The 12,589-nt window shown below is 31.9% G+C and carries 12 protein-coding genes; 5 read left to right on the plus strand and 7 right to left on the minus strand.

All coding sequences use genetic code 11. The annotated features are described in order from the left end of the window. Positions 1–13 precede the first annotated feature (13 nt). Together ACZIYX_RS09100 and ACZIYX_RS09105 are read right to left on the minus strand one after the other, a co-directional pair. Positions 14–3,160, minus strand: a complete 3,147-nt coding sequence (locus ACZIYX_RS09100; protein WP_462681908.1) for a S41 family peptidase — start codon at positions 3,158–3,160, stop codon at positions 14–16. A 239-nt stretch (positions 3,161–3,399) separates the two neighbouring features. Continuing rightward, positions 3,400–3,624 carry a helix-turn-helix domain-containing protein gene (locus ACZIYX_RS09105; RefSeq protein WP_462681909.1) on the minus strand — a complete coding sequence of 75 codons (225 nt, stop codon included), beginning with the start codon at positions 3,622–3,624 and terminating at the stop codon, positions 3,400–3,402. 118 nt (positions 3,625–3,742) lie between these two features. Between ACZIYX_RS09105 and ACZIYX_RS09110 the strand changes: the two genes are divergently transcribed. The 3 genes from ACZIYX_RS09110 to ACZIYX_RS09120 all read left to right on the plus strand — a co-directional run bounded on the left by ACZIYX_RS09110 (position 3,743) and on the right by ACZIYX_RS09120 (position 4,968). Further along, positions 3,743–3,937 (plus strand): hypothetical protein, encoded by a 195-nt coding sequence (locus ACZIYX_RS09110; RefSeq protein ID WP_462681910.1) that lies wholly within the window; start codon positions 3,743–3,745, stop codon positions 3,935–3,937. Between the two features lie 29 nt (positions 3,938–3,966). Then, positions 3,967–4,320 carry a helix-turn-helix domain-containing protein gene (locus ACZIYX_RS09115; protein ID WP_462681911.1) on the plus strand — a complete coding sequence of 118 codons (354 nt, stop codon included), beginning with the start codon at positions 3,967–3,969 and terminating at the stop codon, positions 4,318–4,320. Positions 4,321–4,620: 300 nt separating this feature from the next. Continuing rightward, entirely contained in the window at positions 4,621–4,968 is a 348-nt protein-coding gene (locus ACZIYX_RS09120; protein ID WP_462681912.1) for a hypothetical protein, read from the plus strand. A 32-nt stretch (positions 4,969–5,000) separates the two neighbouring features. Here ACZIYX_RS09120 and ACZIYX_RS09125 read toward each other — a convergent pair whose 3' ends face one another. The 5 genes from ACZIYX_RS09125 to ACZIYX_RS09145 form a co-directional block, all read right to left on the minus strand. Continuing rightward, entirely contained in the window at positions 5,001–5,525 is a 525-nt protein-coding gene (locus ACZIYX_RS09125) for a YybH family protein (RefSeq protein WP_462681913.1), read from the minus strand. A gap of 141 nt (positions 5,526–5,666) precedes the next feature. Continuing rightward, a complete protein-coding gene (locus ACZIYX_RS09130; RefSeq protein ID WP_462681914.1) occupies positions 5,667–6,773 on the minus strand; it encodes a glycoside hydrolase family 3 N-terminal domain-containing protein in 1,107 nt (368 codons plus the stop codon). 197 nt (positions 6,774–6,970) lie between these two features. Further along, positions 6,971–7,816 carry a sulfurtransferase gene (locus ACZIYX_RS09135; protein ID WP_462681915.1) on the minus strand — a complete coding sequence of 282 codons (846 nt, stop codon included), beginning with the start codon at positions 7,814–7,816 and terminating at the stop codon, positions 6,971–6,973. Between the two features lie 14 nt (positions 7,817–7,830). Continuing rightward, on the minus strand, positions 7,831–8,292 hold the full coding sequence (locus ACZIYX_RS09140) for a nuclear transport factor 2 family protein (protein ID WP_462681916.1): 462 nt from the start codon (positions 8,290–8,292) through the stop codon (positions 7,831–7,833). A gap of 34 nt (positions 8,293–8,326) precedes the next feature. Further along, on the minus strand, positions 8,327–9,322 hold the full coding sequence (locus ACZIYX_RS09145; RefSeq protein ID WP_462681917.1) for an NAD(P)H-dependent glycerol-3-phosphate dehydrogenase: 996 nt from the start codon (positions 9,320–9,322) through the stop codon (positions 8,327–8,329). 123 nt (positions 9,323–9,445) lie between these two features. Here ACZIYX_RS09145 and ACZIYX_RS09150 point away from each other — a divergent pair, with 123 nt between their 5' ends. Both ACZIYX_RS09150 and amaB read left to right on the plus strand, forming a co-directional pair. Beyond that, the gene (locus tag ACZIYX_RS09150; RefSeq protein WP_462681918.1) at positions 9,446–10,390 is read left to right on the plus strand and encodes a nicotinic acid mononucleotide adenyltransferase; all 945 of its coding nucleotides are present in this window, start codon (positions 9,446–9,448) and stop codon (positions 10,388–10,390) included. 394 nt (positions 10,391–10,784) lie between these two features. Beyond that, complete coding sequence (gene amaB, locus ACZIYX_RS09155) at positions 10,785–12,338, plus strand: L-piperidine-6-carboxylate dehydrogenase (RefSeq protein WP_462681919.1); 1,554 nt, start codon at positions 10,785–10,787, stop codon at positions 12,336–12,338. Positions 12,339–12,589: the final 251 nt, after the last annotated feature.

Consider the following 12,589-nt stretch of genomic DNA (forward strand, 5'->3'; position numbering starts at 1 on the left):
GTATAAAAAACCACTATTTGACTCCCAATTGTTTCATTATTTCTAGTATAGCTTTGTCTAATTGTGGCTGACTGTTTTCTAATCTATTTTTGAATGTTTCTTTTATATAAATATCTGGAGAAACTCCTGTCTTTTCTAAATTTTCACCATCTAGAGTGTAGCATCCCCAAGATGGTAAACGATAACGGGAGCCATCTACTAAGCCTTTGCTAGAGGTAAAGATGATCCATCGATATGTTTCGGTTCCAATAATTTTACCTAGTCCTAATTCTTTAAAGCCAGCAGAGGTTACTTCTGCATCGCTAAGCGTTTGTTCGTTAATTAAAATTATTATAGGTTTGGCTGCTGGTGCAAAATTGGGCTGCGATGTAAGTTCTCCATCTCTGTATTTCCATTTTAGATATGGTTTTTGGGATAAAAACCGTAATACTTCATCATGAACATTTCCTCCAGTATTATTTCTTAAATCCAATATAAGAGCATCTTTTTTATAGGCTTCAGAAACCATTTCTTTTTTAAAATTATTGAGTTGGTTACTCCCCATATCTTTCATGTGTATATATGCAATTTTTTTATTGCTTTTTCGATCTACATATAATTGGTTATTGTTTACCCACTCATCATATAATAAATTTCGCAAAGCTCTAGTTTCTATTGGATGTAGATTCACTTTTATTTTTTGTGATTTGCGCTCCAGAGTTAATTCTATTTCTTTATCGTGAGAGGGTTGTGTGAAATACAATTCTCTATTGTTTTTTGAATCTATTTTTTTATTGTTTACTGCAATCAATCGATCTCCGGGTTGTATATTTTTGTTGGTTACATCTGCAGGGCTATTAGCAATAATTCTTTCTATAATAAACGGGTTGTTTTTAGAAAACACAATCCCTGTAGCTAATGTGTTAGTTTTGTAGGGTACTTTTTCCTCATCACCTTCAGAACGTAATCCAAAGTGAGAAGCATTTAATTCTCCTAGCATATCGTTAAACAATAGTCTTAAATGAAAACGATTAGATATGTATGGTAAATATTTGGCATATTGTTCTTTAAGTTTGTTCCAATCTTCGCCATGAAAATCACCATCATAAAAATTTTCGCCAAAACCAGCCCAAGCCTCATGAAACATTTGCTCAAACTCATTAGATAATGTTTTTCTAAATTTAAAATCGATTTCGATTTTTTCTGTTTTGTTGTTTTCGATATCCAGAGTATGAATATTTCCTTCTAACAAAATATAATGGTTATCTTTTGCAGATACTATTTGATAGCCAGATATTTTTGTGTCGTCAACTTTTTCAGTTTTATTTTTTTCAAAAGGTTGTATGGTTGTTTTCCAAAGTTTCATATCCCCTTCATCGTGATTAGAGATATAAAAAATATAATTTTTATCATCTTTGGTTATAGTATGTACACTACTCTGAAAGCCAAACGCTGGGCTTATGCGTTTTAAGCGATCCATCAATCCAGATTCATTAATCCTAATTTCTATAGATTTTTCTTTTTTTTCCTCCTCCTTCTTTTTATCATTATCATCTGCTTCTTTTTCGTCGGTAAATAACTCTTCAAATTTATTTGATGTGTATGGGGTTTCATATTTATCCAATGCCATTTGATAAATACTGGCTTTATCTAACCCATAAGGATAACTGGGTTGTGAGAGGTTAGAGTTAAAATAAATATATTTTCCGTCTGGTGACCAGATAGGGCTATTTTCGGTAACACCTGTTTGGGTTAGATTAATTGTTTTTTTGGAAGGAATATGGTAGGTAAAAATATCATTTTCGAAATTGCGAATAGCATTGTACACCAAATACTCTCCATTTGGTGAAAATCTTGGTTGTGGAGCATAAAGTGCCCAAAACTCGTCTTTTACTATAAGGGTGCTCTTTAGGTTTTCGAGATCGAGTAGTCGTAACTCATCCCTGCCACTTATATATGCTATTTGTGTTCTATTTGGATTAACCTCTAGATTTACATTATTTCTAGAATCGGTAGTAAGTTGTTTTTGCGCTCCTTTTCCTTCAGCAGAAATAGTAAATAAATTAAGGTATCCTTTTGAGGTTTGATTGAATAGTAATGTGCGATTGTCTTTTAACCATTTTACTTCAACTACTCTTTCTTTATGATCCACTGGTATTTGCTGAATAAATTTAGCTTTGGTATCTGATACAAACAAAGCTCCTCTTGAAACAAAAGCTATTTTTTTATCATCTGGAGAAACATCAAAATAGGTGATGTTTTTTTCAATCAAAAAATCCTGAGTTTTACTTAAAGTGTTATTAAGATGAATTTTGACAGGTATCTTTTTTGTGGTATTAGTAGCAACATTATATAAGTATAGTTGATAATCTTTTCTAAAAACAACATACCCTCCATTTGCATTTACTTGTGGTCTAATGATAGAGGTTTCAAATTTGGTAAGTGCTGTTTTTTGTTTATTCTTGAAGGTGTATAGATTGTATTCTCCATTTGCTTCATCAGAAACAAAATAAATAATACCGTCTCTGTCTATTGTGGTCCAAAAATCTTTTCCTTTATATGAAGTATATTCTTTATACTCTTTGGTGGTGGGATTGTATGATTTTATGTTGGGATTATAATCTCCTTTATACCTTTTTCTATGTGTAAAGTTTTTGCTTTCCCAGCTTTCATTAAAGAAAATTTCTTCAGTTTTTGGATGAGTGACTACATTGTGTACGGTATTAAAATAGTGGTTAAATAATCGTTTTGGAGTACCTCCAGAAACTGAAATTTCATAACCACTATATCGATTTTCTCTAGAGGAGGTAAAATATATTGTTTTTGAATCCCATGACCAACTATCTACATCGTCCTGAGCATCATGAAAAGTGAGTTGCCTGATTTCACCGCCCTCCAAAGGCATAACATATACATCTTTATTACCATATTGAGTAGCACTAAAAGCTACCCATTTACCGTCGGGAGAAACACTAGGCAAAGTTTCATGACCTTGCATTCCTGTTATTCGTGATGCTTCTCCTCCTGCAGAAGGTATTTTCCATAAATCTCCATCATAACTAAATAAAATAGTTTGTCCGTCTGGTGTTAACGTTGGGTCTATAGTAAAATAAGTTTCTTGTGCATAAGTTCCTAAAAGTGCTACAAAACAAAAAAATGAAGTAACGAGTGATCTGACCATGTTGTTGTTTTTGATTGAAGTGAGAAAGATACTAAACTTGCATAATACAGATTTTAAAACAAAAAGTTAAAAAGCTGATTATTTATTGGTTTTCTTCAAAAAACTTAGGTTTTTATGGTGCTATATCATAAATAGTAGGTGATGTTTAACTTTTGAGGATTCATTTTTAAAAACAAAATACATTTTTTAGGAGAAATATCCCTGTGGGATTATCCTCTTAAGGTGGTCGTTATAAAATACTATTTATTTTCCTTTTTCAATTCTAGATCTCCGCATACATATTCCAGTAGTTCGCAAGCATCTACTTCTATTGCCATTGCAATTAGATAAAGCTCGTCTGCTCTCAATTTAGTTTTTTCGTTTATAGAAAGTTCACTCAATCTTTGCTTATTTATTCCTGTTCTTCTAGATACTTGTGATTTATTCACGGCTTTTCTTTTCAAGAAAGTTCCAAGTTTTGTCATATAATATATTTTATTCGGTATAATTATATGAATTATTATGACGAATGTGAATAAATTCTTCATTTTATTTTTAAGTTGACAATTTTTTATGCATAATTGTCAAGAAAATATGTAAAATATGATTGTAACTACTAAAGAGGAGTATCTCAAAATTCAATTACTGAATCAAAAAGAACTACAATTATTCCGAAGAGGAATTCTAGGAATTTTAAGTAAAGTAGAAATAGATAGTAAGGATCAAGTATTAACAGAACATTTAAAAAATGTATATAAACTGTTGGATTGCATGTCTGTGATAAAGCAATCTGTGTGATATTTATCTAAAAAAAGAAAATTTAGTTTATGAAAACATTAAAAAAACAGTATATTTGTCACTTAACGACAAGTCAAATGAAAGAAACTTTTGGGCAATATATCAAAATGCTTAGGGTAAACAAAGGATTAACCTTAACCCAATTGGCAGCTCAATTAGATTTGGATTCTGCAAATTTGAGTAAAATTGAAAATGGAAAACGTGATTTTGACCAAAAAAGACTCTCTAAATTGGCAGAGGCTTTTAATTTAAGTAATAAGGAAATAGAGGAGGAATATGTAAGTGATCTCCTTGCAAAGCATATTTATGAAATGGATTGCTCTACCGAATTACTTAAAGTTGCAGAAGAAAAAGCAGAATATCGCAGAACATTAAAAAAATAATATTTTTTGCAGATTAAAAAGTGTTCACACTACAGGCATTTGTATTTCCTACCCTTACAATCCTGTTGATCTGTTAATCTTTATTACACAGTAGGATAAATCCTGCAAATATTTTAAAAAGAAAAAGCTGATAATATTTTATAATAGCTTTTTTAATACGATAAAGAATATATACCCGCTTCTTTTATGAAGATAGCACTTGGTATTGCATTTATAGATTTACTAAAAATGCTTACTCTAGCAAAGGCCGGGAACTACACTAATTTTATAAGACCATTATAAACCAAAAAAAATGTACCTATGAAAATAGAGTTAGAGGCTCGGGACTTTCCGAAATTTAAGTTATCGACAAATCAGGATCTTATCTTATTTCTTATTAAAAATGAATTGTTAAGCACCCGATTTTTAAACCAGTTAGAATCCATAGGCTTTGATACTACTTTTTTTAGTATGGACCTTAGTATTGTGATTTTATCCTTAATGGGGTTCAAAAACCGAACAGATGGTTTTTGGGAGTGGTATTATGAAGTTTTAGAAACCTATGTTTTTGAAATAAATATACCAGATTATGAAGTTGTAAATACGATTGCTTTTGACTTTTATATAGTGTTACAAACTAAGTTAAAAGAAGAACAAACAGAGAAATAATGATCTTTTAATACGAATAATATATTTGGGGTTTATTTTGCTAAATTTTCCTTTGATTTGGTTTTTTCTATAGAAGAAGCGTGGTCTTGTATAATGTACCATTGGCTGTTTGTTTTTTCTAAAACATAACTAACTATCATATGGTTAAAATAAGGCACTCCGTTTCTGTTTGGTTCTCTATACATAGCTTCGGTAACTGCCATTCCTATCTTATCTCCAATCTTCGTATTTATTATTTTTGTTTCCATGGTCCATGTAGAATCCTTAAACCATTCTTGATGTAATGACACAAACTCATCTACAGTGTTTTTGATTTGTGATCCAGGTAAGATAAGTTGTATTTCCCCATTTAGTGGCATTGTAGATTTTAAGGAGTCTAAATCTCTATTTTCTATAGCGGCAAGTAAAGTTTTTAGTGTTTTTTTAAAAGCTTTTTCGTTCTGTGCTTGGTTAGTTTTTGCATCCGCAATTTTTTGGGTATCATTGGTGCATGAAATAAGCAATATGATTAATGCAAACAAAATGTATACAAATTGAATTTTACTGTTTTTTTTCATGACATTTGTTTTTAAACATGGTATTTGGTAAATTATAAGACACTATGTTTTTTCTTTATATTCTAGTATAATTTAGCATTAAAAACTAGAATTATTTATTGGTTAGCTTAAAAAATAAACAACCATTTTTTGTAGCATAGGTTATTGTATAATCCCGGCACAAACTTTTAATCGTATTATTTTTTTTACAGATTGCATTACTTGTTTGTTGTATGCGGCATCTGTTTTCATTTCAGCAAGAATGGTATTAATGGTGTTTATTTCGCTTTGTGGCATTAAGATTAGATCACACCCTGCTTTTGATGCCAGAAGAGGTGCATTGTCAAGAATAGTAACAGCTTTCATGATGTTCATGGCATCTGATATAATAATGCCTTTAAATCCCATCTTTTGCTTTAATAAACCAGTTATAATATTCTTGGAACAACTAGAAGGCAGCTCATTAGTACTGTACTCATCATTGTTTTTAATGGTAATATGAGCAATCATGATGGACAAAACTCCATCTTCTATTATTTTTTTATAGTTGTCTACTTCTTGCAAATCTCCATCGATATATACACTTTGTTTATGAGTGTCTCCTTTAACAAGCCCATGACCAGGAAAATGTTTTGCAGTAGCAATAATACCACCTTCTTGGGTACATTTTATAAATTGGTTAGCCAGATTGATTACCGTGTCCTTATTACTGCCATAGCTACGGGATTTGATTGCTTCGTTATCAGAACTAATATCTAGTACGGGGGCATAATTATGGTGTACACCAATATCCCTAAGTTCGTGATTTATAATATTTACGACAGAATCAGATTGCGCTTCATTTTTAATATCAATTGTTTTGCCAACATCTTTAGCTCCTTTAATTCTACTTGCAAATAGGCTAGGTTCTGCATCCATACTAAATAGCAAAGGGATTGTTTTATTTTTAGAGCTAATTGCATTAAGGGTAGCTATATCTTCTGTATGCTTTTGTTTACTACCTTTTAAGTAAACTACCCCTCCAATAGCATCTTGCATTGCTAATTTTTTTACTGTTGCTTCTGATTTGCCGATTTCTCCACCAGAGGTGATAATCATTTGGGCTACCTTTTGCCGATCACTTAATGTATTAAAAATAGAATCTACTGTATATTCTAATTCAGAATCGTAATTGTAAAAGTCTTGCAAGTTAAATTTTGGAGCTTTTTGAGCATAATTAATCGTGGATATTAAAAACGCAAAAAAGGTTAATCGAAATAAATAATTCATATACTAAATAGTTCAAAATTTTAAATATAAAATAGAAAAGTAATAAAAGTGGTTTAAATTGTTTTCAATTCGCTATAAAAATGAGTAATAAACAACTGTTTTTTGCCAGAATCAAAATAGTTTAAATTACTTCAATTTTAATATCTTATGGTTTGTTTATCCTTAGGATTTATTACTTTATAATTTTCAGTATTATTTTAGCACTGTACAGGTACCCCATCTAGTTGTCCCCATTCACTCCAGGATCCATCATAAACAGATGTTTTGTAATATCCTGCTATTTCAGCAGCAAGCATTATAATACAGGCTGTAATTCCTGATCCACAGGTAAATATTAGTTTTTGGTTATCTATATTAAAATCTTTGAAAACTTCTTGTAATTCGGTACGGGTTTTCATTTTATTATTGTTTAGTACCATAGTATATGGCAAGTTTACAGAATTAGGTATGTGGCCGCCTTTAAGACTTTCTCTAGGTTCTGGTTCTTTTGCAATAAATCTGCCATGAGACCGAGCATCCATAATAAGTGAATTTTTATTATCGATTTCGTTCAATATGGTATTTGCATCAGCAACCAGATCAGGCAGATAATTTGCCTCAAAGTTTCCGTAATTATGTTCTGTTTTGATTTCTGGCTCGCATGGTAATTTGGCATTATGCCAAGCAGGAAACCCACCATTTAATACCGCAACATTTTGATGCCCCATCGTTTTGAACATCCACCAAACTCTTGGGCTTGAGTAAATACCCAGAGTGTCATAAATTATTATTTTATGGTGTGAGCTTATACCTAATTTTTTACATGCTTCAGAAAAATCTTTTGGTGAGGGAAGCATATTTGGTATATCTGTATTTTTGTCTGAAAATGAATTTTTTAAGTCAAAAAAACGAGCTCCCTTTATTTTGATATCTGGTTTTTGGGTATCTTCTTTAGAGGTTACTTTTTTAATAGAAGCATCGAGGATTACCAAATCCGGATGGTCTAAATGCATAGCAAGCCAGTCAATGGATACAATGGGATCTGTGATTTGAAGTGTTTTCATACATTAAAAAAGTTTTATAATGAGGAAGAGATAAATTTATCAAGTATTTTATTAGTTTGCACAATGAGTTTCTTCTTAAAAAAACTAGTGCCCCCTAATAGCATGCCTTTCCATCCTAAGGCTTGAGAAGCCCATTTGTGCAGATTAAAATGATCTGTATGCTTTATAATTTTACCATCCTTAAACTCAAACTTTGCTTCTATTTTATTATGAACAGGCCTTCCTGTTTTGCTAAATGTATACCATGCTTCCCAATGTGCAGACCCATTATGATCATTAGCTTGTATTTGCGAAAACTTTACTTTAAAGTTTTTGGCATTTTTACAAAGCATTTGCCACATTGCTTTTGCTTTGTTTCCTTTTAATTTTCCAAAACCCGGATCTTCAAAAATTATATCTTCATGATAACACGATATCATGGTTTTTGCATCCCGGTTATTTAATGCAGTATAGAATTTTCGGATAAGCTCTTCCATAGAATTAGTAATAAAGGAATGAAGATAGGTATAATTAATCTAGCTTATCTGTAAGTTTTTTAAATACTTTTTTCGGGTTTTTGTTTTCATATAAAACATCATGTACTGCATCGATTATAGGAGTTCTGGTTGTTTTTGTTGCATCGAGCTCATAGGCTGTTTTGGCGGCATAGTAACCTTCGGCAATCATACTCATTTCCATTTGTGCGCTTTTTACAGTATATCCTTTGCCAATCATATTGCCAAACATTCTATTTCGCGAAAAAGTAGAGTACCCGGTTACTAATAAATCTCCCAGATAGGCAGAATCATTGATGTTACGTTTCATTTTATGTACTTTTTTAATAAAACGTTTCATTTCACGAATAGCATTGCTCATTAATACACTCTGAAAATTATCCCCATATCCTAAACCGTGTGCAATACCCGCAGCTACAGAATAAATGTTTTTGAGTACCGCTGCGTACTCTGTACCAATAATATCATCACTGGTTTTACACTTAATATAATCGCTACTTAGACAATTGGACATTATCTTGGCTTTTTCTTCATCACTAGAAGCGATAGTAAGATAGGATAAACGTTCTAATGCGACTTCTTCTGCATGGCAAGGACCAGTAATTACTCCAATATTATTAAAAGGGATATTATATTTGTGATTAAAATGTTCTCCAACAATAAGCCCGGTTTCAGGAACAATACCTTTGATTGCAGAAAAAATAACTTTATCTTTCAAAGAAACGGTAAGTTTTTGTAGCTCACTATTTAGAAAAGCAGATGGGATTGCAAAAATTAAATAATCAGCGTTGGTTACTGCTTCATTTATATTATTGGTTAATTTTAATTGGTCGAGTTTAAATTCAACCGAGCTTAAATAATTAGGATTATGTTGTTGCCTCTTGATGTGCTCCAAAGTATAAACACTTCGCATATACCATCCAACCTCATTGAGGTTCTCTGTCAACATTTTAACAATGGCAGTTGCCCAACTACCGCCTCCTAATACTGCTAATTTTGGCTTTTTTTCCATAAAAGAAATTATGGGTTCAAAAATAAGGAAAATACACATTAAATTAAAAGCTTTATAATCAATGGTTTAAATTTTTGGCATACGTTTTGGTTTCCTAAAAATGAAATTGAAAACACACAGCGTATGAAAACGATAAAATTATTTTCGGTTATTTTTTTAAGCTCATTATTATTAACCTCTTGTGTAGCAGAAGTTATTGTAGAAGAAGACGTATATATAGAACCACAACCATTTGTTAATTCAAATACAGGAATCAACCTTGGTACTTTGTTGAATACCTATGAAATTTGGTATGTAGACATAGAACGTACAAAAGGTAATGGGGAGATTCCATTTTTTCAAAAAGCGTTTACAGTTTCTTTTAAAAACGGAACTTTTTTTGCAAATAATAATCTGGCAGGAATAGGAAAAAATGGAAATGGATTTGGGTTGGACGTTGGTTTTTACGACACTTTTAAAATGAATTTGGATATAAACCACGATATAGATGGTTTTTATAAACTGGTAGTTACCCAACATGCCGGTAACGAAATTGAAGTTTATGATGCAGTTACCAATACAAGCTATTTTTTGGTAGGATACCAACGCAGTACTTTTGATTATGATAGAGTTTTTTATGACAACATCCATTATTTTCTTCAAGAATATAAAACCTGGGAAAAGGTGTTTACAAGTCAATATGGAGTGTTAAATGAATTTGATAACGAAAATTATTTAAAATTCTCCTATCATGGATCCGGAGAAAATTTTAAAAGCTCTAAGGATGTTGTTGGAACCCCTATACAGAATATCTTTTATGATTATACTGGTCATTACGAAGTAAGAGATATTATTAACACTTTTGATAAGAAAACTTTAACACTTGATTACGATTATCTGGGCAATGAATTCTTTGAATTGTCCGTTATAAATGACAGTAAAATTGAATTGTTTCATCCTTCGTCCAAAACTATATATCAATTTGTTGGCAGGGGGCATATACAATTTAAAAGCTCGGAAAATAAAAAAGCAAGTCAGAACGAAAAGAAAAGATTAAAAAAAGCCGATTTTATAAAGCTTTCAAAATAAAAGCAAGGTTAGCTCTTAAACAATAAAAACTTTTTGGTTGGTTATTTAGTTGGGAATCGCTCTACAAGAGAAATCTTGTTTGAGCGATTTCTTTTTTAATACAGAAAAAGTTTTTAATCCGGATTATAAGTATGAACAGGTTTTGAATAATTTTTTAGAACCAATTTTGTATTTTTATAGTAGAAAACAACTTCAACAATAAACAAATAGGGATAAATTAGCTTTTTGTAAAAAACGAACAATCAATTTAATTTATAAAACTTTAATTTTTTTTAAAATTGATTTTTTTTGAATAAGTATTTACAAAAATTATTCAAAATTAACTTATGAATCAATCAAAATTTAATTTATATTCAAAACACATTATCTTTACCTTTTCAAAAGTAACAAATACATGGCAACAGCAATATTAGATTTCGGGATTCAGGAAGCATTAAAGCAACTAGGTGTTTCTGAGCATAATAAAGGAACTTCAACCGGGTCAAACTGGTTTTCTTCAGAACAAACAATATCATCCTATTCTCCGGTAGATGGAGAATTGATCGGTAAAGTAGAAATGACTACATCGGCAGATTATGAAAATGTAATTCAAATTGCAAGTAAGGCTTTTAAAGATTGGAGAATAAAACCTGCTCCACAACGTGGGGAGATTGTAAGACAATTTGGGGAAGAATTACGAAAGCTAAAAGAGCCCTTGGGGAAATTGGTTTCTTATGAAATGGGAAAATCTTATCAAGAAGGTTTGGGCGAGGTACAAGAGATGATAGATATTTGTGATTTTGCAGTAGGACTATCCAGACAGTTGCATGGTTTAACAATGCACTCTGAGCGTCCTGGTCACAGAATGTATGAGCAATATCATCCAATGGGAATTGTAGGGATAATTTCTGCATTTAACTTTCCGGTAGCAGTATGGGCATGGAATACGGCATTGGCATGGATTTGTGGCGATGTATGTGTTTGGAAACCTAGTGAAAAAACACCTCTTTGTGGGATTGCTTGTCAAAATATTATAACAAAAGTTTTAAAAAACAATAACTTGCCAGAAGGAATTTCTTGTTTGATTAATGGGGATTACAAAGTAGGAGAAATGATGACTACAGATAAGAGGGTTCCTTTGATATCTGCAACAGGATCTACCAGAATGGGTAAAATAGTTGGGGCAACCGTAGGACAACGTTTGGGAAAATCACTTTTGGAATTAGGAGGCAATAATGCAATAATTGTTACACCAGATGCAGATATCAAAATGACGGTTATAGGAGCAGTGTTTGGAGCAGTAGGAACCGCAGGACAACGTTGCACATCGACACGTCGATTGATTATTCATGAATCTGTATATGATAAAGTAAAAAGTGCAGTGGTTGCAGCTTATGGACAATTAAGAATAGGAAATCCTTTGGACGAAAACAATCACGTTGGACCATTAATAGATACAGATGCAGTAAAGGGATATCAAAACGCACTACAAAAAGTAGTAGAAGAAGGAGGAAATATTATAGTCGAAGGAGGAGTGCTTTCTGGAGAGGGATATGAAAGTGGATGTTATGTAAAACCTGCTATAGCCGAGGCCAATAATAGTTTTGAGATTGTACAGCATGAAACATTTGCTCCTGTATTATATCTTTTGAAATATGACGGAGATGTCGAAAATGCTATTGAAGTTCAAAATGGAGTAGCTCAAGGACTATCTTCTGCAATTATGACAAATAATTTGCGCGAAGCAGAACGTTTTCTTTCGCATGCAGGTTCAGATTGCGGGATTGCCAATGTAAATATTGGTACTTCGGGAGCAGAAATTGGAGGAGCATTTGGTGGTGAAAAAGAAACTGGAGGAGGTCGTGAATCAGGATCCGATGCTTGGAAAGTATATATGCGTCGCCAGACAAATACTATAAATTATACCACAGAATTACCTTTGGCACAAGGAATCAAATTTGACCTGTAAAACGTACATAATTTCTGAATTTTAAATTAATTGAAAAGCATTCTGAAAAAGGAATGCTTTTTTTATGTGGGTACTTTTAAAAACGATTTAACCCGGATTATCAATATCATTAAGTTAAGCTGTATCTTTTTTGAGGATTAAATATCTGTAAAAACAAAATACCCCTTTACTTCCATCATGGATTCCAGCCTACGTAGGATGAACTGTGCTTAAAAACAAATATTTGGTTGATAATTTTCTATATATTTCTG

Source organism: Aquimarina sp., from assembly GCF_977115655.1.

Excerpts from the sequence above, each read along its gene's own strand:
- ACZIYX_RS09100 (WP_462681908.1), bottom strand. The coding sequence starts at position 3,160 with ATGGTCAGATCACTCGTTACTTCATTTTTTTGTTTTGTAGCACTTTTA.
- ACZIYX_RS09105 (WP_462681909.1), bottom strand. The coding sequence starts at position 3,624 with ATGACAAAACTTGGAACTTTCTTGAAAAGAAAAGCCGTGAATAAATCA.
- ACZIYX_RS09110 (WP_462681910.1), top strand. The coding sequence starts at position 3,743 with ATGATTGTAACTACTAAAGAGGAGTATCTCAAAATTCAATTACTGAAT.
- ACZIYX_RS09115 (WP_462681911.1), top strand. The coding sequence starts at position 3,967 with ATGAAAACATTAAAAAAACAGTATATTTGTCACTTAACGACAAGTCAA.
- ACZIYX_RS09120 (WP_462681912.1), top strand. The coding sequence starts at position 4,621 with ATGAAAATAGAGTTAGAGGCTCGGGACTTTCCGAAATTTAAGTTATCG.
- ACZIYX_RS09125 (WP_462681913.1), bottom strand. The coding sequence starts at position 5,525 with ATGAAAAAAAACAGTAAAATTCAATTTGTATACATTTTGTTTGCATTA.
- ACZIYX_RS09130 (WP_462681914.1), bottom strand. The coding sequence starts at position 6,773 with ATGAATTATTTATTTCGATTAACCTTTTTTGCGTTTTTAATATCCACG.
- ACZIYX_RS09135 (WP_462681915.1), bottom strand. The coding sequence starts at position 7,816 with ATGAAAACACTTCAAATCACAGATCCCATTGTATCCATTGACTGGCTT.
- ACZIYX_RS09140 (WP_462681916.1), bottom strand. The coding sequence starts at position 8,292 with ATGGAAGAGCTTATCCGAAAATTCTATACTGCATTAAATAACCGGGAT.
- ACZIYX_RS09145 (WP_462681917.1), bottom strand. The coding sequence starts at position 9,322 with ATGGAAAAAAAGCCAAAATTAGCAGTATTAGGAGGCGGTAGTTGGGCA.
- ACZIYX_RS09150 (WP_462681918.1), top strand. The coding sequence starts at position 9,446 with ATGAAAACGATAAAATTATTTTCGGTTATTTTTTTAAGCTCATTATTA.
- amaB (WP_462681919.1), top strand. The coding sequence starts at position 10,785 with ATGGCAACAGCAATATTAGATTTCGGGATTCAGGAAGCATTAAAGCAA.